Here is a 24,147-nt window from a genome sequence, read left to right as displayed (position 1 = left end):
CGAGCGCACACGCTGACGCGCCAGCAGCGAGCCTGAGCGCGGCGAGGTCACCAGGCGGTGCCCTTGAGCCTGGTCAAGGAGAACTCCAGATCGGCAAGGTTGTCGGCGGCTGTGCCCTCGCCGGAAATAGTGTTGTGGACGGCGGTCCAGAACTCGCTCGATGCCTCATTGTACCGGCTCTTGGCTTGGGCCGAGGGACGCGGCACCGCGTTGAGGACGACTTCCTTCCAGCGCGGAATCACCGGCTGGGCGCTGGCGATGTCGGCATCGTCATAGAGTGCCTGGATGGTCGGCAGATATGCCCCCTTCAAGGCGCGGTACTTCTGCATCTGAGGCGAGGCGATCCATTTGACCAGCTCGATCGCTGCATCCGGGTTCTTCGAATATTTGGAAACCGCGAGATTCCAGCCGCCAAGCGTTGCTGCCGGGTGCGCGCCCTCACCAGACCCCGGCGGCAGCGTCGTCACCTCGAACTTGCCTTTGATGGGGGAGCTTTCGCTGTTGCCAAGCGCGTAGGCGTAGGGCCAGTTGCGCATGAAGACGGCGTTGCCGGTCTGCCAGACTCCGCGCGACTCTTCTTCCTGGTAGGCCAGAACGCCGGGCGGTGAGATGGTTCCCACCCAGCTCCTCGCCATTTCCAGCGCCGCAGCTGCTTGCGGATTGTTGATGGAGATGGTGCCGTCCGGCTCGATAATCTGGCCGCCGCCGTTCGACTTCACCCATTCGAGTGCATCGCAGGTCAGCCCCTCATAGGCGTTGCCCTGGAAAACGAAACCCCACATGTCCTTGTTGCCGGCCGCGCGCTCCTTATCCATGACAAGCTTGGCGGTATCGGCAAGTTCAGCCCAGCTGGCCGGGACCCTGGCGCCGTATTTGTCGAGGAGATCCTTGCGGTAGTAGAGCGCCGGAGCGTCGGTGAATATCGGCAAGGCGACGAGCTTGCCGTCCACGGTCTGCGATTTGATGATCGATGGGAAATGGGCGCCAACGACATCCTTGGTCGCTTCGGTCAGGTCGATGAACTGCCTTGCAAGCTGGGGGGCCCAGATGATGTCCGTTTGATAGACGTCGACGTCGCTGCTTCCGGCGGCAAGCCAGAGCCGGTATTGGCCAAACTGGTCCGTCGCCGAGGGGGGCAGCGGAACGACGCTAACCTTGTTGCCGGTCTTCTTCTCGTATTGATCGAGGATCTCGCGAAGGATTCTCTGGCCGTTGCCGGTATCTCCTGACACCATGGCGAGGTCGACAGCCCGCGCCGGCCCGGCCGCCAGAACTGCGGCCACGGCAAATGCCGCAAATGCGGAATGAAATTTCATGATGGCGGACCTCCCTTTGGAGCTTCAGGCCGGGCAGCAGAAACGACGTCGATGCTGACACCGTCTCCGCACACCGGCGGCTCACAAGACGCGTGTTCGCCCACCAGCACTGAACTACAAAGATACGCCTTGGTTCCCAACACGGAGGGTCCGGCGCCACGCGGTAGCGCAAGTTCTCCCGCGGTAATGCACCTAAAACGTGTCGCGTTCGATCGGCCTCATGCGACGCGCTTTAGGTCCTTGTTTTTATACATGTCGTTATCGCAAAACCGCTGCACTTTTGCGCGACATGCATTAAGGCCCCCGGCTGGCCCCAACGCCACCGGGAATTGCCGCTGGCATTGGCGAAGCCGATGGTTCAAGAAGGATCAACGACAGGCTTTCCTTCATGTCCTCCATCCGCCCGCTGATCCCCCTCCTGATCGCCGCCGGCATCCTGCTCGGCGGCAACGGCCTGCAGAGCACGTTGATTGCGCTGCGTGGTGCGCAGGAAGGTTTTCCCGCTTCCTCGATCGGCCTGATGGGCACGTTCTATTTCGCCGGTTTCCTGCTCGGCTGCCTTGCCGTGACCCGCATCATGAAGTCCGTCGGCCATGTGCGCGCCTTTTCGGCACTCGCGGCGATCGCCTCGGCGGGAACGCTGCTTCTGGTGCTGGTCATCGATCCGGTGATGTGGTGCGCCGTGCGCTTTGCCGGCGGGTTCTGCTTTGCCGGCCTGTTCACCATCATGGAAGCCTGGCTGAATTCCGGCGTCACCAACACCGACCGGGCGCGGGTGCTTGCCATCTACCGGATGGTCGACATCGGCTCGGTGACGGGCGCCCAGTTCCTGATCCCGATCTTTGGCGCCGGCGGCTTTGCCATCTTCGCCATCATGTCGATGATGATCACCGTTTCGCTGGTGCCGGTTTCGCTCGGCGACCGCTCCAATCCGACGCCGCCGGAAGACGTCAAGCTCGATTTGGCGCGCGTCTGGCGGATCTCGCCGCTCGGCTGCTTCGGCTGTATCGCCGTCGGCGTCACAAACAGCGCCTTCCGCACCCTGTCGCCGGTCTATGCCGAGCAGATCGGCATGTCGGTCGCCGACGTCGTCACCTTCGTCAGCGTCGGCATTTTCGGCGGCGCCATCATCCAATACCCGCTTGGCTATCTCTCCGACCGCTGGGACCGGCGCTCGGTGCTGCTGATGACGACGTGCTGTGCGATGGTGGCGGCACTGGCGCTGGCATTCGTGGCAGGCGGCAGCCCGTTTCTCAACTTCCTGCTCGTCTTCATCTTCGGCTGCTTCGCCATGCCGCTCTATTCGTTGTCAGCGGCGCATTCCAACGACCGCGCCGACAAGGGCGAGTTCGTGCTGATCAACGCTGCCTTGATGCTGTTTTATTCCTTCGGCGCCATCGGCGGGCCGTTCGCAGCCTCGACGGTGATGCAATTTTTCGGGCCGAGCGCGCTGTTCGTGTTCAGCGCCACCGTCTATGCGATCTTCGTGGCCGTCATCCTTTACCGGATGCAGGCGCGCTCCGCCGTGCCGGCCACCCATCGCAGCCGTTTTACGGCGCTTTTGCGCACTTCGACGGTTTTTGCCCGGCTGGCGAAGCGGAATGCCGATCCCGATGAACCCGCAAAGCCTGGATAGAGGTGCTTGCGCTTGACGAAAGCGCGCGCGGCTGAAATTGAAAGAGACCCTATCCCTTGCCAAAAGCGATTTGATGCACGTCATCACCACCCAGAAAGAACTCGAGACCGCTATTGCCGCCTTCGAAAAGGCGGAATTCGTCACCGTCGATACCGAATTCATTCGCGAAACGACCTTCTGGCCGATCCTGTGCCTGATCCAGATGGCAGCGCCCGGGGTGACCGCGCTGATCGATCCGCTGTCGCCCGACATCGACCTGAAACCGTTCTTCAGGCTGATGGCCAACGAGGCGATCGTCAAAGTCTTCCATGCGGCGCGGCAGGACATCGAAATCATCGTGCATCTCGGCGATCTGGTGCCGCATCCGGTGTTCGACACCCAGGTCGCGGCAATGGTCTGCGGCTTCGGCGACAGCGTCTCCTACGACCAGCTGGTGCAGCGCATCACCGGAGCGCGGCTCGACAAGTCCTCGCGCTTCACCGACTGGCGCCACCGTCCGCTGTCCGAAAAGCAGCTCGACTACGCGCTCGCCGACGTCACCCACCTGATCGAGGTTTACAAGCATCTCAGCGCCGAGCTGGTGCGAGAAAACCGTGCTCACTGGCTGAACGAGGAGATGGACGTGCTGACCTCGCGCGAGACCTACGATCCGCATCCCGAGGATGCCTGGAAGAGGCTCAAGATGCGGCTGCGCAAGCCACAGGAACTGGCGATCGTGCAGGCGGTGGCCGCCTGGCGCGAACGCGAAGCGCGCGAGCGCGACGTGCCGCGCGGCCGGGTGCTCAAGGACGATGCGATCTACGAAGTGGCGCAGCAGGCGCCGCGCGACGCTGCGGCGCTGAGCAAGCTGCGTACCACGCCGAAGGGCTGGGAGCGCTCGTCGACGGCGACGGCACTGCTTGGCGCGGTAAACGCTGCCCTTGCCCTGCCCAGGGAAGAGATGCCGAAGCTGCCGAAGAGCTTCCAGCCGCCGGAGGGGTCAAGCGCCGCGGCGGAGTTGCTGAAGGTGCTGCTGCGGATCGTTGCCGAAAAGGAAGGCGTCGCATCGAAGGTACTCGCCTCCAGTGACGACATCGACCGCATCGCTGCCGAGGGCGATGAAGCCGACGTGCCGGCATTGCAAGGCTGGCGGCGTGCCGTCTTCGGCGAGGCCGCGCTCAAGCTGGTGCGCGGTGAACTCGCCATCAGGTTCGACAAGCGCAAGATCGCTGTGTTCGATTTGTAAGCTTGAGCTTGCTCAGACCAAGCCGAGCAGATGCAGCGCTAGCCATATCCATCCAAGTGCAAGAACCACCGCGCCCAGGTAGAATGCCCTGCTGCGCAGGATCAGCTGATTGCTGGTCAAGTGGACCGATGCGTGAAGATAGCGGGAGACGACAAAGATCCACATCAGTGCCAAGGTCAGATAATTGACGCCATTGGTCACGTGCAGCGTCAAGCATAAGACGTAGAAAAGCACCGGCAGTTCGAACTGGTTGCTCAGATTGTCGGTGACGCTGGAACCAGGCTCCGTCGAGCGCGTCTTGAACTGGCCGGCCTTGGCTTCGCCCGATCTGAACGCACCATGGCGGCGCCGGCCCATAACGACGTAGACGATATAGACCAGCAGCACCTGCGCCAGCATCGGCCAGAAGATCGCGGTCTGGTTCAAGATGCCCCCTGTCTCTGTCACCCAGCCTTCAAGACCGTTTCTGAGCCATCAGAGTGAAAGCCGCAGTGACGGTCACTGGTATCGCCAGTAGGGCGAATTTGGTGACGATCAGCGCCGAGGCGAAGGACAGCGAATCCGGATTGGCCGACAGAAAATCGGACAAAAGACGAGCCACGGCGATATTCTGGGCATAGTCGGTAAGCAGGTAGGGCAGCACCAGCACAACCGCGAATATCGACTGGGTTTGCGCAGGCAGTGCACGGAAATTCTTCAGCCGCCGGCCCGTGGCCAGGATCAGGCTGACCATCGTCAGCGACAGCAGCGCCGGAAACAGCAGGTCGAAGGTCAGGTAATGCCAGACGAGAATAATTTCGCTGCCGCGCCGGCCGAGTGCCGTCAGCCAGGCCATGCCCTCATCCGGGGTGAAACCGGCATAGCGCATGTCGAGCGACGGCAGACCGCCGCTCAATTGGCGAAAATAGAGGAACTCCATTGCCGTCATGATGATGAAAACCGCCACGGTGGCGACACAGAGTGCGGCCGCGTGGCGCGACAGCCGCAGGATCATTGCCGCCAGATTGCGCCAAGACGCATGACGGTCAGGCTCCGCCAGGATAATTCGGGCTTTCGCGGGTAATCGTGACGTCATGGGCGTGGCTTTCACGAAGTCCGGCATTGGATATCCGCACAAAAGTGGCGCGCTCGCGGAAATCGGCAAGGTCGCGGCCACCGACATAACCCATAGCGGCTTTCAGGCCGCCTGCAAGCTGGTGCAGCACGCCAGACACAGGTCCTTTGTACGGCACCTGCCCTTCGATCCCTTCCGGGACCAGTTTCAGCGTGTCGCGCACCTCGGCCTGGAAATAACGATCGGCGGAGCCGCGCGCCATCGCGCCGACCGAGCCCATGCCGCGATAGGCTTTGAAGGAGCGGCCCTGGTGCAGATAGACCTCGCCCGGGCTCTCGTCCGTGCCGGCCAGCAGCGAGCCGATCATCGCAGCACTTGCGCCGGCGGCCAGTGCCTTGGCGAGATCGCCCGAATATTTGATGCCGCCATCGGCAATGACCGAAACGCCGGATTTCTGCGCCGTCTCGACCGCCGACATGATCGCCGAGAGCTGCGGCACGCCGACGCCGGCGACGATGCGGGTGGTGCAGATGGAGCCTGGTCCGATGCCGACCTTGACCGCGTCGGCGCCGGCATCGATCAGCGCCAAGGTGCCTTCCGCGGTGGCGACGTTGCCGGCCAGGATGCGAACCGAGTTGGACAGTTTCTTGGCCCGCGTCACCGCATCCAGAACGCGCTGCGAATGACCGTGCGCGGTGTCGATCACGAGAAGGTCGACGCCGGCGTCGATGAGGCGCTCGGCGCGTTCGAAACCGTCATCGCCGACGCTGGTGGCGGCGGCTGCGCGCAAGCGCCCCTGCGCATCCTTGGTGGCGTGCGGGTTGAGCTGCGACTTCTCGATGTCCTTGACCGTGATCAGCCCGACGCAATTGCCGTCCCGATCGACCACAACAAGCTTCTCGATGCGGTGCTGATGGAGCAGCCGCTTGGCCTCGTCCTGATCGACGTTCTCCTTGACCGTGATCAGGTTCTCGCGGGTCATCAGCTCATAGACCTTTTGCGCCGGATCGGAGGCGAAGCGGACGTCGCGGTTGGTCAGGATGCCGACGAGCCGGCCGACCGTGTGGCCGCCGGTGCCGCCGTTCTCGACCACCGGAATGCCCGAAATGCTGTAGGTGCGCATCAGACCCAGCGCATCGGCAAGCGTCGCCTCGGGACCGATGGTGACAGGGTTGACCACCATGCCGGATTCGAATTTCTTCACCTGCCGCACCTGCTCGGCCTGTTCGGCCGGCGAGAAATTGCGGTGGATGACGCCGATGCCGCCGGCCTGGGCCATGGCGATGGCGAGCCGCGCCTCGGTAACCGTGTCCATGGCGGCCGACAGGATCGGCACGTTGAGGTCGATGTCGCCGGCGATGCGGGTGCGGATGTCGGTCTCGCCGGGCATGACCTCGGAATGACCCGGCTGCAGCAGCACGTCGTCAAAGGTCAGCGCCAATGCGCCGGTGGACGTCTCGATGATTTTTGCCATGGCCAGCCCTCGGAATGCAGGAAAGGCGCTCGCCCTGGATGGACAGCGCCGACTCGTCTTCTTCCCTTTCAGGATTGGCGCTGGCTCGTAACACGTCCCGTGGCCGTTGAAAAGCCGATGGTTGTGTAGTGGCGAAGCTGCATTTTGCCCCAGGGGCTGCGGGACTTGCGGTCTCACAAACGTGACAGCAAATTAATGCGACATCCGGGCCAAGCCATGATAACCGCCCTACCTGTCGGTTTGGCCCCAGGGCCGGCAAGCAATCGCGACGCACATTTCAAGGCCGGATCCATCGTGAACCGCACCATTCCGCTTATCCTGGCGGTCGCTCTATTCATGGAAAACATGGATTCGACCGTCATTGCAACATCGTTGCCGGCGATCGCCATCGACATCCACACCAGCCCGATCGCGCTCAAGCTGGCGCTGACCGCCTATCTGGTATCGCTGGCGATCTTCATTCCGATCAGCGGCTGGATGGCCGACCGCTTCGGCGCCAAGAATGTCTTCCGCGCCGCGATCGCCGTGTTCATCGTCGGTTCGGTCGCGTGCGCCATTTCCAATTCGCTGCCGGCTTTCGTGGTGTCACGTTTCCTGCAAGGTATTGGCGGCGCCATGATGACGCCGGTCGGACGCCTGGTGCTGGTACGCGCGACGCCGAAAAGCGAGCTCGTCGCCGCCATGTCGTGGCTGACTGTCCCGGCTCTGGTCGGCCCCCTGGTCGGCCCGCCGGTCGGCGGCTTCATCACCACCTATTTTTCCTGGCACTGGATTTTTCTGATCAATGTGCCGATCGGGCTGATCGGCATCTGGCTGGCCACGCGTTTCCTGCCGAAGACCGACGCCGCGCAGACGCCGCCGCTCGATCTCATCGGTTTCGTGCTGAGCGGGCTGGCGGCATCGGGCATCGTGTTCGGCCTGTCGGTGGTCAGCCTGCCGGCTCTGCCGCCAGTCGCCGGCTTTATCACCGTTGCCGTCGGGCTGGCATCGGCGGTGCTTTACCTGCTGCACGCGCGCCGCGCCAAGAACCCGCTGCTGGCGCTCGAGCTGTTTCGCAATCGGGTGTTCCGCTCCTCGGTGCTCGGCGGCGGACTGTTCCGCATCGGCATTGGTGCCGTACCTTTCCTGTTGCCGCTGATGTTCCAGATCGGTTTCGGGCTGACGCCGTTCCAGTCCGGCATGATCACCTTCGTCTCGGCAATCGGCGCCATAGGCATGAAATTCGTCACTGCGCTGATCTTCAGGGTCGCCGGCTTCCGCCGGGTGCTGATTTCAGGCTCGCTCATCGCTGCCGCGTCCATCGCCATCAACGGCCTGTTCACACCCGACACGCCCTACGGGCTGATCCTCGCCATGCTCCTCGCCGGGGGCTTCATCCGCTCGATGTTCTTCACCGGCATCAATGCGCTTGCCTACGCCGAGATTTCGGCCGCCGACACCAGCAAGGCGACGCCGATCACGGCCGTGTTCCAGCAGTTGGCGATCGCGCTCGGCGTGGCGCTGGCCGGCGGCATCCTCGAAGTGTCGACCAAGATCCATGGCGGCCCGCTGACGCTGAGCGACTTCCACACCGCCTTCTTCATCGTAGCGGCGGTGTCGGCGGCAGCCTCGCTGTCGTTCATGCGGCTGGCGCCGGACGCCGGCAATGCCGTGTCTGGACATGGCCGGTTGACGCCGCCGAAGACACTGGAGCCGGTGAGCCCGCCGGGAAGTTGAGAACCCCTTCCCTTCTCCCCTTGTGGGAGAAGGTGGATCGGCGCGCAGCGCCGAGACGGTTGAGGGTGTTGGAAGAAATGAGGCGATGATAACTGCAAGCGTGTTGCCAAGCTGGAACACCCCTCATCCGACCTCGCTTCGCGAGGCCACCTTCTCCCACAAGGGGAGAAGGAAAGGGCGCTACCCCTTAAAATCCTTCGCCAGCAAATAAAGCTCCACCGATTCGTCGCGTGAGGCCGGCGGCTTGACGTGATGGACCGAGCGGAAATTCCGCTTGAGTCTCGCCAGCAATTCGTTCTCGGCGCCGCCCTGAAACGTCTTGGCCAGGAAATGCCCGCCAGGCTTCAATACCGACAGCGCGAAATCGGCCGCCACCTCGCAAAGATGCATGGTGCGGATGTGGTCGGTCCGCTTGTGGCCGGTGGTCGGTGCGGCCATGTCGGAGAGCACGATGTCGGGCTGGCCGCCCAGCGTCTCGGCCAGCCTCTCCGGCGCCTGCGGATCGAGGAAATCCATCAGCAGCACCGGCGCGCCCGGCACGGCGTCCATCTCGAGATAGTCGATGCCGACGACGTTCGGGTGTTCCGCGGTCGACTTGGTACGCGCGGCGGCGACCTGGCACCAGCCGCCGGGCGCCGCACCAAGGTCTATCACCTTCATGCCAGGCTTGAGCAAATGGTGCTTGTCGTCGATCTCGATCAGCTTGTAGGCGGCGCGCGAACGATAGCCGTCGGCCTTCGAGCGCTGGACATAGGGATCGTTGATGTGGCGCTGCAGCCAGCGGCGCGACGATTCCTTCAGGCCGCTTTTCTTCTTGATCTTCGTCTTCAGCACGCGAATGCCGGCGGAGCTCGGTCTTTCCGGTTTCTTGGTCATTGCCGGCCTCGCCGCCAGACGCCGTCATCGGCCATCAACTCGCTCAATATGCCCTCGCGCAGGCCGCGGTCGGCGACACGCAGCCGCTCCGACGGCCAGACGGCGCGGATCGCCTCCAATATGGCGCAGCCGGCCAGAACCAGGTCGGCGCGGTCGGCGCCGATGCAAGGGTTGGCGACGCGTTGCTGGAAATCCCAGCCGACCAGTTTTTCGACCATGCGGTCGACGCTGTCGCGATCCATCCACAGCCCGTCGACGCGGCGGCGGTCATAGCGTTCGAGATCGAGATGGACGCCGGCCAGCGTCGTCACCGTGCCCGATGTGCCGAGCAAATGGAATTTCGGGCTGGCCAGGAGGTGGCTCAGCCGATCACGCCCGTCGAAGGCGCGCAGCCGCATTGCGACATCCTCGACCATGGCGCCAAAGATCTCGCGTGTCACCGTGCGGCCGCCAAAACGCTCGGCCAGCGAGACGACGCCGACCGGCAGCGACGTCCACGAGACGATATGGTTGGCAAGCCTTGGCGAGCGCTGACCGGTGAGGTCGATCAGCGCGATTTCGGACGAGCCGCCGCCGATGTCGAACAGCACGACGCCTTGCGTGTCGCGCTCGACCAGCGAACCGCAGCCCGACACCGCCAGCCGCGCCTCGGTCTGGCGGTCGATGATCTCGAGCTTCAGGCCGGCCTCGCGCTCGACGCGCTCGAGGAACTCGACGCCATTGGCGGCGGTTCGGCAGGCCTCGGTGGCGATCAGCCTGGCTTTCCTGACCTTGCGGTTGCGCAATTTGTCACCGCAGATCTTCAGCGCCTCGACCGCGCGGTCCATTGCGGCGTCGCCGAGCCGGCCATTGGCGGTAAGGCCCTCGCCCAGCCTGACGATGCGCGAGAAGGCATCGATGACGCGGAACTGGCCATGGCGCGTCGGCACCGCGACCAGCAGCCGGCAATTGTTGGTGCCGAGATCGAGCGCGGCAAACACCGGCAATTCCTGCAGCGGCGGCGGTGTGCGGGCACCTTGCCCCGGCCTTGGCGGAGCTGAGGGCGGAGGCGCGTAAGCCGCTGGCTGGGGCGGGCGCGCGGCCGGGGCCTCGTTGGCGGCGGGCACCGAAGCGCCGGCCGCCAGCGGACGAGTCTCGTCGCGTGCGAAAACCTTGCGCCCACGCCGACGCTTGCGCCGTTTCTTGGGTTTGCCGTTCTGATGCGGGCCGTTCTGACCCTTGTGATCGTGGGACGTGTCGCCAGCCTGTCCATTGCCGGACCAGGGTTGCACCTGACGGCCGTAGCGTCCGGTGGATGGGCTTGCCTGGCCGGACGGCGTCGGCGAACCCCTGGACACGCCCACTTCCGGCGCGCCAGCGCCGGCTTCGTGGTCTTCCACTGTCGTTCCTTCCGGCGCCGCGCGAACCGGAGACCGGACGCAGCAGGCGCTTTTACATGTTCAAGTTGCCGCCAGACTATCAGCGCCGGGCCGGATCACCAAGAGCGCTCGCGGCGAATTTTGCCGGCGGCGTGAAGGCGGCGACGTCGGTGAGCCCTTGTCCCCTTGGGAGAAGGGAAGGCGCGAGCGCCACAACGCGCCTTCCCGGTTGAATAGCCGGCTTCAATGAGGCATTTCTGAAATGGAGGGTAAATCATCCGGCAACGCGGGCGGTTTGCCTGCTGCGAAAACGGGTACGGGCTGCAACGCATGATCGTCAGGCCATGAACTGGAGGCGTTATTTCTGGCCCGTGATCGGCATCGCGGCGGTGGTGTTCTCGCTGTGGCTGCTGCTGCACGAATTGCGCGGCATCTCGCTCGATGATGTCTGGGCCGGCATAATCGCCATCCCGGCGCGCGGCTGGGTGCTGGCGGCGCTGAGCTCGGTCATCGCCTATGCCTCGCTCGCCGGCTACGACCACATCGCGTTGCTGCACATCGGCAAGAAAGTATCGTGGCTGTTCGTCACCTTCTGCTCGTTCACCACCTACGCGCTGTCGCACAATATCGGCGGCTCGGTGTTTTCCGGTGCGGTGATCCGCTACCGCGCCTACGGCACCAGGGGCCTTACCGGGCAGGACGTCGGCATTCTGGTGGCGATCTGCTGGATCACCTTCGTGCTGTCGACGCTGTTCGTCTCAAGCATCGTCCTGCTGCTCGAGCCCGAGGTGATCGACCGGTTTTCCGGCACGCCGCATCACCGGCTGGCGCAGGCGGGAGGGTTCGCCATGCTGCTCGTGGTGGCGGCCTACATATTCGGCAGCTGGCTGCATCTGAGACCACTCAGGATCGGCAGCTTTCAGCTTCACTATCCGGCGCTGCCGATCGTGGCGCGGCAATTGCTGGTCGGCCCGATCGAGCTGCTGGCGGCGGCGGCGATCATCTTCTTCGCCCTGCCCGCCACCGGCAATCCGGGCTATTTCATCGTGCTCGGCGTTTTCCTGGTGTCGTTCTCGATCGCGCAGATCTCGCATGCGCCGGGCGGGCTCGGCGTCTTCGAGGTGGTGTTCCTTGCCGGCTTGTCGCACATGGACCAGGTCGGCGTGCTGGCGGCGCTGCTGGTGTTCCGGCTGTTCTACCTGATCATCCCGCTGCTGATCGCGCTCGGCGTGGTGCTGTTTTTCGAGCACTCGCAATACAGCCGCAGCGAGAGTTGAAGCTTGGGCAATCGCGTCAGGCCTGATGACGACCGTGAGAAGATCAATCCTCAATGTCGGCGCCGCCCCTCAACCCCCTGCCGGGACCCTTCTCCCCGTGAAGAACGGAGAGAGGGTGAGGGGCAGCGCAAACGCCGGCAGGAGTGACGATAGGGCAAATCTGAAGCAACCGCGCCGATTGAAATGCCTACGGCAGGGTTGACTATTTTCCGGCGGCGGCTACAAGGCACGCGCGGCGACATTGTCGCCCTGCCCGTGTGGTTTTCAACGGCCGCGCCTGCTGGGGAATAGGTTAACGGTAGACCCACGGACTCTGACTCCGTTAGTCCTGGTTCGAATCCAGGTTCCCCAGCCAAGCAATTTCAATTACTTAGCTACCGAACCCGCTCCTCCAGGAATAACTTCCGTCGAATTACGGTGGTCGAATTACGGTGACAGTGCACTTTTCCCGTGTCGCCCTCTCCAGTATTGTCGCGTCGCCGACGTCGCGGTTTTCGATGCACCCGTGGGCCGAGAGCATCGCCGTGCAAATCGGCAAAGCCGCGAAACCCGGAAAACGAGGCAGGCGGCGAAAGGAAATTAGTGCACAGTCACCGTAATTCCTAAAACCTCTCCGGCAACCTTCTACTCCCCGACAATGGACGTCGGCGGGCGTGCCGAGGTTATCGGATCGGCATGACGAAGGACGATCCTCCACGTGCCTTCCTCGCGCCGGAATATGGTGGTGACGCGAAGCGCAATCGGCACCAGTTTGTTGCCACCACCGACCTTGGATTGGAACCGCTCGACCTCGACGATGTATCCCAAATCGGCTGTCGCATACTCCGAGATGCGCTCAAAGCCGATGGCCTTGCCGTGCCGGTAATTGGTGGCGGCCCGGTCCATGGTCTCAGCGGCCTTTCTCCATCCCTTGGCCGGCGGGCCAAAGGGATTGGCAATAATGACGTCGTCCTGTCGCGAGTAGAGGTTTTTCAAGGGCTCAGGATCGCCCTTTACGAAGGCATCCAGGGCCAGATGATCCTGCTCGATAAATTTCGTCAGGTCGGAGGCTAACATCTTAACATCGCCCCGTGACTAAAAAGAGAACTCTATCAGGCGCTTCATCCGCCCTTCGCCTTGCCACAGGCGTTCGGGCTGGTGTCCGGAGTATAGATCAGAATCACGGTGAGTGCACTTTTTACCATGTTGCCGCCGCCGCATGGTGCACCTTGCCGGCGTTCCCGGTCTGCCGCATCCCCGGCACCGTACGGGCGAGCCAAAGTGTTTTCACGTCCGAAGACTATAAGTTCCGCAAGAACTGCTCATCGAGTATTGCCGCGTCGCCGATGTCGTGGTTTTCGATGCACCCGTGGGCTGAGCATCGCCGGGCAAATCGGCAAAGCCGTGAAACCCGGAAAACGAGGCAGGCGGCGAAAAGAAAATAGTGCACTGTCACCAGATGTCTTTCTCCGAGAAGACCAGGACATGCGGATCGCAGACGACCAGGAGATCGCAGGCTTCCTTTCCATCGCCCAGCCTCCGAGCTTCTGTGAGCGATACGGATTCGGGTACGACCAGAGGTTCAGGAACGAGCGGTCGGCGAGCTTGGCTAGAGATTTTTCGGATTCTGTAAACGAGGCTACTCAAGGATGCCAGGTTCATCGCATCCTTAACAGTCACCCTGTCAGAGCATCTCGCCAAGTATTTAACTAATTTCTGACTTTATAAACTCTATATGCAACTCCTGCACAACGTTCATAATTTTGTTGAATACAGATACCTCTTCGCTTCCAGCCATGTGTAGTCCGACCATAAATCCATCGCTCGTGAATACTATAGAGCCGCTGTCTCCGCCGTCAGCATACTTCGAACAGAGAACCTGGTCTACGAAGACTACTGGCTTCAGCTTGTCTCCACCCGGCTCCTTATGGTCTATCTTGAAGGCTTCAACGTTTGGATCGATAACTGTTCCTGTCGTCAGCCCAGATGTACGCCCGATCTTGTACACGGTTTCCGACTTTTGGGGCAACCTCGTGAGGCACAAAACGTCAATTGTGTTGCCGAAGCAACGCCAATCGTTTTGCCATTTCTCACCATCCTCTATTCGAGCGAGAGCAGCATCGACCCGGCACGGTGTGCCGTCAAAATGGAATGGAACGGTGAACTCCAACGTGGCAACGATGTCCCCGGGCACGACGCCCTTATCGGCACTCCCAGGCTGGATTACCGCGTCGCCCGGAAAAGCAGCACCATCATCACCCAGGACATGGTAGTTTGAAAGCACGAAAGCGCCGTCTGGCTCAGTACTTCGCCTGACAATGCAGCCCAACGTGCCCGCCGTTATTTCGGGATGACCTATGCTTAGTCCAGGTACCAGAGGTCTTTTCCGTTCGCGCTGCGCGCTGGAAGTGTGCGGCACAACCGTACCGACCTCCACGACGTCCGTTTGGACGGTTTCCCCTGTGCCGAACCTTATAGTGCTTGGAATAGGACATTCGGCCACGTTAGCCGCTAGCTTCTTTTGAACATAAACTCTCAAGCTAACCTTGTCCGCTTGCTCCAATCCATCCACAACCTTTGGTGCGACACTTAAGCCGACCACATTCTTGGTCATGAAGGCCCGCCTTAGAATTTCACGATCCGACGGACTCAAGTCCTCGGGCTGCTCCCCAGCAGCGAGTATTTTGTGCTCCTCGGCTGTGATTTGTCTAACGGCGTCTCGCAACCGATCCCGGATATCCATTGCTTAGGCCTCGGGAAAAATGGGGCGCACCGTGCGCCTTAGTGGCTGATTTCGCCGCTGCAAGTTATCTGGCTCAAACCTCACCCGAAAATCTATACCTCCCTCAGGAGTGTAAATGGGGGTAATCTCAAGCTGGGTGGGGCCGAAGCGCTCATTAGCAAGAATGGCATCTGCTGGCTCTATTAGCTCCACTGAAAGAACAAGCTCCACAATCCTGCTCATTGGAGATACCCCGCGCGCCTAGACAACTCTGAGAAAAATTCCCAGCCCTGTTGGGTCAGATAAAAAGTCCACGTCTGGGACATCCATTCGAATAGGGCCCTACCGCGCTCTTCGGCAACGGTCTCCTTGGCCCTCCCGTTTATCTTAAATGCGTCCTTAAATTTCTCATCGTGATAGAAGTTGCTAAAATGTGCATAGAAATGGAACGCGTAGACCGCGCGATCACATTCCCACTGATTTGAATTCCAACGGGAATCTCTGTTCCAATAGGAGTTGAATTTCCCGCTATATTCTCCGTCAATCAAGAAATTGTTCACGTACAACGTGTTCGACAATTTCTTATGCAAAGACTCGTGCAAAAAAGCTTCTGCCAGAGTTTCGGTATCCTTCGCGCTGTGATACGAAACAAAGAAAGTTGACGGCACTAGATGGGAAGATACACTTTGCGCAATTTCGCGGTACCCACTTCTTATGCTATTTTCGGCGTAGTCTATAAACCCCACGTACCTCCCATTGTAGACGACTTGCTCATACAACCCCCTATCCACCGAAATTAGCAGGTCGGCGGCCGCGTCCGCTAGTTGAACAAATCCATCGGCCGGTTCCACGATCGCCGCCTTAACCTTGGCGACATTGCGGGACATAAACCGATCGAAGAGACGTTCGATGGCTTGGGACTCCAAGTCGCAATCGCCTTCAACTTGCACAATGTTCAAGCCCAACCCTTGCGGAGCGGAGGGCGCTCGCTCCAGGTGGGACGAGAGAAGTTTGCAAGCAGTCGAAATCGCCTTGTAACCCACTCCTTTTAAGTCTGCATGGGCATCAATAAATGCCGCATCTATGGCCGATCGCAAATGCGGGCCACTCAAGAGTTCAAACCTAAGGGCTGGAGGCGACTCTGTTAAGAGTTGCCGCAGAAGACGTATGTCAGCTGATAGGCATGGATCTACATTTTCAAGGTGATCTTCTAGAACGATAAGCCCCTGCCCATACTTGTTCACAGCCGCTGCTGCGACCGACTTGGCGTTGAACAACTCACCTTCAAATAGAGGTCCATAGCTTCTAACCAAGTCCGCCTCCGTTAATACGATCTAGATCCTAACGTGCCGGTTTTTTTCCGTCCTCCGGCGGGGGCGGCGGTGCCATATGATGATGGACGTCGAGCCTAAGTGGGCGAAAATCCTCAAGATTATTCGCTCCCAACGGCTTTGCGCCACCATCCGTTTCTTCGTACCTTATGACAATCTCCTTCACCTTTACTGCCATTTCAACCTCCCTGGTTTCGATTATGCATCTTTCTTCTTATATGAGCATCAATATGGATGCAAGAACTAGTTGTGTTTCCAAGTAAGAAACGTAGCCGCGCACGATCCCAGCTAGGAAGCCAATCGGCATGAAAGATCCGGCGAGGCGACCGGCAGGCTTTGTAGCGCAGCCACTCCACTCCACCAATCGAAGACCCACTTTCGTGCTAACATGCCAGTTGGTCGATCTAGGCTGCGTTGCCAAGTTTCTGAGCATTGTCAATGAAAGGCAGCTGCGCGCCACGCCGAACCAGCAACGAATGCTCAATCCCAAGTATTCTCCGCACACTCGCCAGCGCCGCCTCATTCACGGCGATATACGCGACGATGTACCATTCGCCGTTTTCTTCCCTGGCCATGCCCATCGGCTCGGCCCGCCATTTGAGCGCGCCATGGTGCGGCATGAAGTAGGTTTCCTGGATGCCGCCGACAGCGTTGAGGCCTTCGTCGAGAGCGTATTCCATCACCGCGCAGCACAGCTGCGTCAGTGTTCCCCTCAGTCCGGCAGTTCGTTTGTCGGGAACGACGAATGTGCGCGTCCATTCGGCCCAATCGGGACGCCTGGGGACGCCCGATTTTTCGCACATGTGAGAAAAGACCTCCGAGACCATGTGCGGCTCGCTCGTTGGGATCAATCGAGCCGAAGTCACTACGCGATCGTCTTCAATGCCCAGCAGGTATGTCGCCGCGTCTGTATCGAATTGATCCAGTTCGCGACCATCCGGGCTCGGAGGGCGCCAGCGTTTTTGATGCACGAAGAAATCGTGCCGGCGGCGCAGAAACTCGTCGAATTCGTTTTCATAGAGATGCTTGTTATGCGCATTGACTACGTGGGCCGTTATCATGGCGCGATCCCCCGATCGTTCTCGCAGGGATACTCGCAGTCGCGCTAATATACGTCACCTGTCCGATGGGACAGTTGACGCGTTTAGGGGTGGATCAGGCGCCGGCGCACCGCTTCGACGACCGCTTGCGTGGTCGTGGCGACGCCGAAAGCTTCCCTGGCTCGTGTCGAGTGCCATTTGACCGTGCGCTCGGTCAGGCCAAGGATCTGCGAGGTTTCCGATGAGGTCTTGCCGGCCGCGGCCCACAAGAGCACTTCTTTTTCGCGGTCGGTCAGCACGCCCTCGTGGTCGTCATCGTCATTCGCCAAGGCCTGGATCGACATGCCCGCGTATACCGCCATGGTCACCAGTTGCACCTGATGGCGCGGCGACAGGGTGCAGGCCTTCGCGGAAGAGGCAAACGACAGCACGGATTGCCAATGGTGAACGCTGAGCATCGGTACGGCGAAGCCGCTACAGATGCCGAACTCCGTTGCCTCACCGGCAACGCGTCGTGAGCCTTCCGTATCCGACCACTTTGCCGGGACTTCGGACCACAGGAACGGCTTCAGGGTCTTTGCCGAGTAAATGCAAACACCATCAGCCGCGGCATGCTCGGCCTCGACATAGCGTTCGAACCAGCCGGCCGGCCAGCCATTCAGTTCAACCATCGGGGCAAGCTTCTGGCCACCGAGCGGCACGCCGCTCAGGATAAGGTGCTCGAAGCCGAGATTCCTCACGGTCTCGAGCAGGTCGCTCAGCAGCGGCCCGGTGGCTGTGTGCTTCCTGCAGCGTTCGACAAAGTCGAACACGTCTGAATCGATCATGACAGAGACCCCCCGTCTCCACGCCCGAAAACAAAGCTTATCTTAAATTAGTGACTTCGAATATCCCAATAAGTGCGTCCACCACGCAGGACGCGCGGACCAAAATCAGCTAAATCAGCCAGACGTGATCAGCGAAGCAGGACCCAAGCATGACGCCATCATTGCCGAAACGAAACGAGCCGTTCCGGGCCGGCGAAACCGCGCTGCTGCTGGTCGACATGCAGCGCGTCTGGCTGGAGCCGGGTGCTGATCCGGCGCATCCGGAGCGCGGTCCCGACCACTATTTCTACCGGCAGACGGCGTCGCAAACGATCCCCAACCAGGAGCGCCTTCTGGCGGCGGCGCGGGCCAACGGCGTCGAGGTGGTCCATACCATCATCCAGAGCCTGACCGAGGACGGCCGCGACCGCTCGCTCGACCACAAGCTGACGCCGATCCATATCGCGCCGAGCCGGCCGGAGGGGCTGCCGGTGCCGTCGCTGGCGCCGGTCGGCGACGAGATCATGCTGCCGAAGACCTCGTCGGGCGTCTTCAACTCGACCAACATCGACTATGTCTTGAAAAACCTCGGCGTGCGTTATCTGATCGTCGCCGGCATCATGACCGACCAGTGCGTCGACATGGCGGTGCGCGATGCCGCCGATCGCGGCTATCTCGTCACCTGCGTATCGGACGCTTGCGCCGCCGCCTCGCAGGAGCGTCATGACGGCGCGCTAAAAGCCTTCGGTGGCTATTGCTGGGTCGCTGATACCGCCACCGTTACGGGCCGTTTCGAAGCCTTGGGAAAAGCTGCATGACATCGACCGTCGAACCGCTGGTTGCCGTCGTCACCACCGATCTGTCGGCGATCACGCGCGGCCGCTCGGTCGTCGAAAGCAAGCTGCAGAAGATCGCCGCGACCGGCGTCGGCTGGCTGCAGGCCAACCTGTCGCTGACGCCGTTCAACTCGATCGTCGATCCCAATCCGTGGGGCTCGTCAGGCGATGTGCGGCTCGTTCCCGATCTCAACGCGCGGTTTCGCACGGCGCTGACCGGATCGGCGACGCCTTTCGACATGGTCGCCGGCAACATCGTCGAACTCGACGGCAGCCCGTGGGTCGGCTGTACGCGGACCATGCTCAAGGATGCGCTGGCGGAGTTGAAGACAGCGGCCGGGCTTTCCGTCATCGCCGCCTTCGAGCATGAATTCCATATCGAGGGCGACTTCGGGCCGGCTCATTCGATGTCGTTGGCCGCACTGCGCCGCGCCGACCCGTTTGCCGCCAATCTGATGGCGGCGCTAGCGGAAGCCGGCGTCGCGCCCGAAGTGGTGATCGCCGAATTCGGCACCGACCAGTTCGAGGTGACGTGCGAGCCGGCCGATGCGCTTGCCGCGGCCGATCGCGCCGTCGCCATCCGCGAGATCACGCGCGAAGTCGCGCGATGTGCCGGCTGGCGGGCGAGCTTCGCGCCCAAAACCGCTCCCGATGCCGTCGGCAACGGCGTCCACATCCATTTCAGTTTCGTCGAAGACGCCGGCAACCGGCGACCTACGACCCGGCCCAGCCGGGCGGCCTTTCCAGCCAGGCCGCTTCGTTCTGTGCCGGTGTGCTGCGCCACCTGCCCGCGATCACCGCCATGACGGCAGCGAGTGTGTCGTCCTACTACCGGCTGAAGCCGCATAGCTGGAGCTCGTCCTACACCTGGCTTGCCGATCGCGACCGCGAGGCGAGCCTGCGCATCTGCCCGACGGTGACGATCGGCGGGCGCGATCCGGCGCGGCAGTACAATATCGAATACCGGGCAGCCGACGCCACCGGCAATCCCTATTTGTCGCTGGCAGCGATCGTGCGCGCCGGGCTGGAGGGGCTGAAGGCCAAGCTGCCGGCGCCGCCGCTTGTCTCGGGCGACCCGACGCTGATGAGCGGTTCCGAGCGCAAGAAGCTTGGCCTCGTGCGGCTGCCGGAAACGCTGCCTGCGGCACTCGACGCGCTCGTTGCCGACAAGACCGTCACCGGATGGTTCGCGCCGGTGTTCGTCGAGACCTTTGTCGGCCTCAAGCGGCATGAGACCGAGCGCCTCGCCGGTCTCGACCCAGTGGCGGTCTGCGATCTCTACCGGACGCTGTATTGATGGCTGAGCCGCTTGCCAACGCCATCCTACCGGAAGGTTGGCCGCCCGCGGTCGACGCAATCAACGAAACGGGGCGTTCCGATATCGTTCTGATATGCGAGCACGCGTCCAATCATATTCCGGCCGAGTATGCGCGGCTCGGTCTCGACAGCCGCCATTTGCAGCGCCATATCGCCTGGGATATCGGCGCCGCCGAAGTGACCCGCGCTCTGTCGAAACTGCTCGATGCTCCGGCTTTCCTCAGCTCCTATTCGCGGCTGTTGATCGATCTCAACCGGCCGCTTGGTTCCAGCGGCAGCATTCCGGCGCTATCGGAGGACACCGGCATCCCCGGCAATGTCGGCCTCGATCCGGAGGAGCGAAGCCGGCGTGCCGAAATCATGTTCGCGCCGTTTCATGACCGCGTGGCCGCCCATCTCCACGACCGGGCGAAGCAGGGCAGACCGACGCGGATCGCGACGGTCCACTCCTTCACGCCGGTCTTCCTCGGCATTGCGCGGCCCTGGCACGCCGGCGTGCTTTACGACCGGGCAGTCGATTTCGGCCAGGCAGTGCTTGCCGGCCTGCGCGCCGACGGTGCGCTCAACGCCGCGGCAAACGAGCCTTATGCGATCAGCCGCGACGGCGACTACGCCATACCGGTCCATGGCGACGATCGCGGCATTCAGGCCGTCCTCATCGAGATCAGGCAGGACCTGCTGGCGGGCCGCTCCGGCATCGAAGAATGGGCGAAGCGGCTGGCCGCAGCGTTACCGGCGCAGACACAGGGTTTGTGAACAAGCTCGGCTGCCCGAGGGCAACGCGAGAGCCGAGCCGTCGATGAAAAGCCTCCACCCGTCCTCAGGAGAAGATTTCCGCCAAGTCTTCGACGCTCGTGCCTTCCTTGACCTGGCGCAGCTCGACATAGCTGACGGCGATGGCAGTGGAAAACACGACTTGCTCGACCGCGCGCGCCAGAGCGTCCAGGAAGAACACGAGCGGAATGCCTAAGTGGGATAGGACGCGGCCCAACGTGAAATTTGTTGCGACCAAAGCTACGAACAGGGGGAACCAGAGACTGAGCAGAGACCAACGGCTGCCCTTGGAAAGATCGCGGCTGCGGCCCAAACTCGCGAATACCCCCAGTTTTTCCTGAATCAGAACCGGTATCGCTACAACCCAGAGAACCAACAACAAAAATCCCGGAACGACGAGCAGCACGAGGCCGACTGTGAAGCCAATGTTGACAATCAGCGAAATGCCGATTGCCGGCAGCAGGAGTGCCACGGCCGTCCCGATGCAATCACGCATCGACGGCCGCTTGCCGCTCAAATCCTCGATGGCAGCGCGCGTCAAAGCCACCTCCAGCAAGGACATGAGGACAATATAGCCGATCGCGCCAACCACCGTGAGCGCGACCCGTTGAACCGAGAATTCCGGGCCGCCATGCTCGACATTCGTAACGGTATTCCTGAACCAGAGCGCAAATACGAATCTCGGCAGGGCGGAGAAAATCAAGGCAAGCCCTAGGCAAAGAACGGGATTGCGTCCGATGACGGCAAAGCTGTCGTTGAAAACCCTGCCGATGCGAAATTTGTCGGGCTGTTCCAGCGTTATTGACGCCACGATATTACCTATCCAGTCCAGACCGATCCTGACGCGATGAAGGCAGCAAATCCCTTGCCGCTACGAGAAGATTTCCGCCAAGTCTTCGACGCTGGTGCCTTCCTTGACCTGGCGTAGCTCGACATAGCTGACTGCCGGGGCGACCGACGTCACAATGGATACGATCGCTGTCACCAGGGCGCCAAGAAATATGCCGGTGGTTATGCCAAAGACCATGATCGCACGGCTGAGCACGGCCTGGATCAGCACCACAGCTATGAACAGGACAATCCAGAATCCGAACAGAGCCCAGCGGCTTCCTTTGGTAAGTTCCCGGCTGCGCTTCATGCTGCCGAAGACCCCCAGTCTTTCCTGAACCAAAACAGGCACAGCGACAGACCAACGAAGCCACAATATGATGCCGGGAACGAGCAGAAGCATCGCGCCGGCGGCGGCGCCGAGGCTCACCAGTAGCGCGATGCCTATCACCGGCAGCAGGAGGGAGATTGCCGTCCTGAGGCAATCGCCAATCAATGGTCGCTTGCCGTTCAGATCCTCGATCGCGGCACGCACCAGCGCCGCCTGCAGGATTGCCGACAGTGTCATGGAAACCAACACGCCAATGATCGTGGCAGTGATTCGCTGGGCTGAGAACTCCGGAACGCCAGCCTCGACGTTGGTCGCCCATTTCCAAATCCAAAGCTGGTAAAGGAGCGTAGGCAAGCCTGAGAACAGCATTGCCAATCCGAGGCAAAGCACTGGATTGCGGCTGATGACAGCGAAGCTGTCGTTGAAAACCCTGCCGATGCGAAATTTGTTCGGCCGTTCCAGTGTCACTGATGTCACGATACGTCCCCCTGCCTCGCCGCCGCATGTGGCTGGCGGCCCCGCTGGTAAATCTGCCAAGATTGACGGTCGCCGTCCAGCCCACTTGCAATTGTTCCGCTGCATTGTCAGTGTCGGCTGGGAACCACAGGTTGCAGGGGAGCGGGTGGCGGTGGCACAGCCAGGCACAGCGGAAGCCGAACGGCTGACCAATCTGCACAAGCAGCTGATCGCCGATGAGTCGATCCAGTTCGACCTGCCGGCCTATGTGTCGCCGAAGCCGCCCGAGTGGCTGAAACCGCTGCAGGATTTTTTGTCGTGGCTCGGTCCCTACATGATCTATCTGTTCTGGGGGGCGGTGATATCGGGCATCGCAATCATCCTGCTTCTGGTCTTCCTTGAGGTGAAAGGCATCGCCTGGCGGCTGCCGTGGCAGCGCGCTCGACCCCAAGTCGAAGACGAAGAAGCCTGGCGCCCCGACGCCGGCGCCGCGCAGATCCTGTTGTCGCAAGCGGATGCGCTGGCCGCACGCGGCGACTACGACGAGGCGGTTCACCTTTTGCTTCGGCGCAGCGTCGCCGATATTGCCGGCCGGCTGCCGGACTTCCTGCGCCCGTCGCTCACCGCGCGCGACATCGCCAATGCCCCTTCCCTGCCGGGAAGGGCGCGCCATGCGTTTACCGAGATCGCCCGCATTGTCGAGGCGGCGCTGTTCGCGCGCCGGCCGGTCGGCGCGGAAGGCTGGCGGCAGGCGCGCGGCGCCTATGAACGTTTCGCCTTCCGGGATGCCTGGACGTGAGTGCACCGGCGGTCGAGGCACAGGAGCCGTTCAATCGAAAGACACTGTTTTGGGGGATTTTCGCCAGCCTCCTTGCGGCAGCCGGCTTCTTCCTGCTGTCCACCTATGCTCCCGATTTCCGGCAACCCGGCAATGGCGGCGCCACGCCGCTGTCGAAAAGCGGCGTCGGCTACGCCGGCCTGGCGGAATGGCTGCGGCTCACCGGCGAAGCGCCCTTGATGGCGCGGACCGAAGACGACCTTGCCAGAGATATACTGCTGATCGTCACCATCTCGCCCGACAGCGATCCGGAGGCGCTTGACCGCATTCTTGAGCTTCGCGATGACCGCGAGACTCTCTTCGTGCTGCCCAAATGGCAGACCTTGCCCCTCCAGCAGCATGAGGGATGGAAGATGAAAATCGAGCGTTTGCCCGACACCGTAGTCAACAATTGGCTCGGCCGGATCGCCAAGGCCAAGCTCGGTGTCGGCAGGAGCACGGTCGAGCAACTCGAGATCCGGGGCCATCTCGTCGCCGCGCCGCAAGACATGCAATGGGTTGCCGACGATCACCCGATCATTGCGGCAGGCAGCGGCAAGGCCGTCCTCGTCGAATTCCAAGACAAACCCTTTTTCATCCTGACCGACCCCGACCTAATCAACAATTCCGCGCTTGGAGATGCCGACAAGGCGGCCGCGGCGCGCGACCTGATCCAATGGCTGCGGCCTGGCAAGGGTCTGGTCATGTTCGATCTGACACTGCACGGCGGGGCGCGGAAATATGACCTCGCCAAGCTTCTGGTCGAGCCGCCGTTCCTGGCGCTGACACTGACGATCCTGATCGCTGCGGCGCTGGCGTTCCTGCATGGCCTTGGCCGGTTCGGCCCGCCGCGTTTAGAACACCCCCCCGATTGCGTGCGGCAGCGGGCGCGGGGGGGAAACAACGCGGGGGTAAATAGGGGGGGCGCCGCGCGGGGCGAACAGGGGGGCCCGGAAGCGGCCCTGAAGAGGGTTCGCG

General features: G+C 61.7%; 22 protein-coding genes, 1 tRNA gene and 1 pseudogene. 11 read left to right on the top strand and 13 right to left on the bottom strand.

Going from position 1 to position 24,147, the window contains the following annotated elements; all coding sequences use genetic code 11:
• Window positions 1-47: 47 nt before the first annotated feature.
• Entirely contained in the window at window positions 48-1,316 is a 1,269-nt protein-coding gene (locus NKH30_RS18300) for an ABC transporter substrate-binding protein (RefSeq protein ID WP_352926119.1), read from the bottom strand.
• Window positions 1,317-1,704: 388 nt separating this feature from the next.
• Here NKH30_RS18300 and NKH30_RS18295 point away from each other — a divergent pair, with 388 nt between their 5' ends.
• Window positions 1,705-2,952, top strand: a complete 1,248-nt coding sequence (locus NKH30_RS18295) for an MFS transporter (RefSeq protein WP_023674455.1) — start codon at window positions 1,705-1,707, stop codon at window positions 2,950-2,952.
• A 73-nt stretch (window positions 2,953-3,025) separates the two neighbouring features.
• Window positions 3,026-4,177, top strand: coding sequence for a ribonuclease D (gene rnd / locus NKH30_RS18290; RefSeq protein WP_352472045.1), 1,152 nt, complete (start codon window positions 3,026-3,028; stop codon window positions 4,175-4,177).
• A 12-nt stretch (window positions 4,178-4,189) separates the two neighbouring features.
• On the opposite strand, the gene NKH30_RS18285 is transcribed toward rnd, so the two are convergent.
• The 3 genes from NKH30_RS18285 to guaB are packed head-to-tail and all read right to left on the bottom strand — an operon-like array spanning window position 4,190 to window position 6,705.
• Window positions 4,190-4,603, bottom strand: a complete 414-nt coding sequence (locus tag NKH30_RS18285; RefSeq protein WP_352918880.1) for an MAPEG family protein — start codon at window positions 4,601-4,603, stop codon at window positions 4,190-4,192.
• 28 nt (window positions 4,604-4,631) lie between these two features.
• Complete coding sequence (locus NKH30_RS18280) at window positions 4,632-5,171, bottom strand: hypothetical protein (protein ID WP_352542392.1); 540 nt, start codon at window positions 5,169-5,171, stop codon at window positions 4,632-4,634.
• Between the two features lie 31 nt (window positions 5,172-5,202).
• Complete coding sequence (guaB, locus tag NKH30_RS18275) at window positions 5,203-6,705, bottom strand: IMP dehydrogenase (protein ID WP_352458563.1); 1,503 nt, start codon at window positions 6,703-6,705, stop codon at window positions 5,203-5,205.
• Between the two features lie 294 nt (window positions 6,706-6,999).
• On the opposite strand from guaB, the gene NKH30_RS18270 reads away from it, so the two are divergent.
• A complete protein-coding gene (locus tag NKH30_RS18270; RefSeq protein WP_352501491.1) occupies window positions 7,000-8,421 on the top strand; it encodes an MFS transporter in 1,422 nt (473 codons plus the stop codon).
• Window positions 8,422-8,601: 180 nt separating this feature from the next.
• Here the strand turns inward: NKH30_RS18270 and NKH30_RS18265 are convergent, their stop codons facing one another.
• Complete coding sequence (locus tag NKH30_RS18265; RefSeq protein ID WP_352472049.1) at window positions 8,602-9,297, bottom strand: RlmE family RNA methyltransferase; 696 nt, start codon at window positions 9,295-9,297, stop codon at window positions 8,602-8,604.
• Entirely contained in the window at window positions 9,294-10,676 is a 1,383-nt protein-coding gene (locus tag NKH30_RS18260) for a Ppx/GppA phosphatase family protein (protein ID WP_352996489.1), read from the bottom strand. The genes NKH30_RS18265 and NKH30_RS18260 overlap by 4 nt, the downstream gene beginning before the upstream one ends.
• Before the next feature lie 323 nt (window positions 10,677-10,999).
• Between NKH30_RS18260 and NKH30_RS18255 the strand changes: the two genes are divergently transcribed.
• Entirely contained in the window at window positions 11,000-11,932 is a 933-nt protein-coding gene (locus NKH30_RS18255; protein WP_352996487.1) for a lysylphosphatidylglycerol synthase domain-containing protein, read from the top strand.
• 281 nt (window positions 11,933-12,213) lie between these two features.
• Window positions 12,214-12,287, top strand: a tRNA-Gln gene (locus NKH30_RS18250).
• A 269-nt stretch (window positions 12,288-12,556) separates the two neighbouring features.
• Here NKH30_RS18250 and NKH30_RS18245 read toward each other — a convergent pair.
• The 5 genes from NKH30_RS18245 to NKH30_RS18225 all read right to left on the bottom strand — a co-directional run bounded on the left by NKH30_RS18245 (window position 12,557) and on the right by NKH30_RS18225 (window position 17,831).
• On the bottom strand, window positions 12,557-12,988 hold the full coding sequence (locus NKH30_RS18245; protein WP_352996485.1) for a YybH family protein: 432 nt from the start codon (window positions 12,986-12,988) through the stop codon (window positions 12,557-12,559).
• Between the two features lie 628 nt (window positions 12,989-13,616).
• Window positions 13,617-14,525 carry a S1 family serine peptidase gene (locus NKH30_RS18240; RefSeq protein ID WP_352996483.1) on the bottom strand — a complete coding sequence of 303 codons (909 nt, stop codon included), beginning with the start codon at window positions 14,523-14,525 and terminating at the stop codon, window positions 13,617-13,619.
• A gap of 347 nt (window positions 14,526-14,872) precedes the next feature.
• The gene (locus tag NKH30_RS18235) at window positions 14,873-15,946 is read right to left on the bottom strand and encodes a hypothetical protein (RefSeq protein ID WP_352996481.1); all 1,074 of its coding nucleotides are present in this window, start codon (window positions 15,944-15,946) and stop codon (window positions 14,873-14,875) included.
• Window positions 15,947-16,368: 422 nt separating this feature from the next.
• The gene (locus NKH30_RS18230; protein ID WP_352996480.1) at window positions 16,369-17,025 is read right to left on the bottom strand and encodes an acyl-homoserine-lactone synthase; all 657 of its coding nucleotides are present in this window, start codon (window positions 17,023-17,025) and stop codon (window positions 16,369-16,371) included.
• A gap of 83 nt (window positions 17,026-17,108) precedes the next feature.
• Window positions 17,109-17,831 (bottom strand): LuxR family transcriptional regulator, encoded by a 723-nt coding sequence (locus NKH30_RS18225; RefSeq protein ID WP_352996478.1) that lies wholly within the window; start codon window positions 17,829-17,831, stop codon window positions 17,109-17,111.
• 149 nt (window positions 17,832-17,980) lie between these two features.
• Between NKH30_RS18225 and NKH30_RS18220 the strand changes: the two genes are divergently transcribed.
• The 4 genes and pseudogenes from NKH30_RS18220 to NKH30_RS18205 all read left to right on the top strand — a co-directional run bounded on the left by NKH30_RS18220 (window position 17,981) and on the right by NKH30_RS18205 (window position 20,719).
• Window positions 17,981-18,628 (top strand): cysteine hydrolase family protein, encoded by a 648-nt coding sequence (locus NKH30_RS18220; protein WP_352996476.1) that lies wholly within the window; start codon window positions 17,981-17,983, stop codon window positions 18,626-18,628.
• A pseudogene (locus NKH30_RS18215) lies at window positions 18,625-19,290 on the top strand (type I glutamate--ammonia ligase); the annotation flags it as partial. The gene NKH30_RS18220 and the pseudogene NKH30_RS18215, both read left to right, overlap by 4 nt.
• Entirely contained in the window at window positions 19,254-19,943 is a 690-nt protein-coding gene (locus NKH30_RS18210) for a type I glutamate--ammonia ligase (protein ID WP_352996474.1), read from the top strand. The pseudogene NKH30_RS18215 and the gene NKH30_RS18210, both read left to right, overlap by 37 nt.
• Window positions 19,943-20,719, top strand: coding sequence for an N-formylglutamate amidohydrolase (locus tag NKH30_RS18205; protein WP_352996472.1), 777 nt, complete (start codon window positions 19,943-19,945; stop codon window positions 20,717-20,719). The genes NKH30_RS18210 and NKH30_RS18205 overlap by 1 nt, the downstream gene beginning before the upstream one ends.
• A 64-nt stretch (window positions 20,720-20,783) precedes the next feature.
• Here the strand turns inward: NKH30_RS18205 and NKH30_RS18200 are convergent, their stop codons facing one another.
• Complete coding sequence (locus NKH30_RS18200; RefSeq protein WP_352492975.1) at window positions 20,784-21,548, bottom strand: hypothetical protein; 765 nt, start codon at window positions 21,546-21,548, stop codon at window positions 20,784-20,786.
• A gap of 60 nt (window positions 21,549-21,608) precedes the next feature.
• Window positions 21,609-22,364 (bottom strand): hypothetical protein, encoded by a 756-nt coding sequence (locus NKH30_RS18195; RefSeq protein WP_352996470.1) that lies wholly within the window; start codon window positions 22,362-22,364, stop codon window positions 21,609-21,611.
• Between the two features lie 160 nt (window positions 22,365-22,524).
• Here NKH30_RS18195 and NKH30_RS18190 point away from each other — a divergent pair, with 160 nt between their 5' ends.
• Both NKH30_RS18190 and NKH30_RS18185 read left to right on the top strand, forming a co-directional pair.
• The gene (locus tag NKH30_RS18190) at window positions 22,525-23,151 is read left to right on the top strand and encodes a DUF4129 domain-containing protein (RefSeq protein WP_352996468.1); all 627 of its coding nucleotides are present in this window, start codon (window positions 22,525-22,527) and stop codon (window positions 23,149-23,151) included.
• Window positions 23,148-24,147 (top strand): DUF4350 domain-containing protein (locus NKH30_RS18185; RefSeq protein ID WP_352996466.1); only part of this gene is annotated, 1,000 nt, incomplete at its 3' end. The genes NKH30_RS18190 and NKH30_RS18185, both read left to right, overlap by 4 nt.

This window comes from Mesorhizobium sp. M1273 (assembly GCF_040318195.1).
GTDB lineage: Bacteria > Pseudomonadota > Alphaproteobacteria > Rhizobiales > Rhizobiaceae > Mesorhizobium.
Note: the sequence above shows the minus strand (reverse complement) of the source record. Positions and strands in the feature narration are given on the sequence as shown.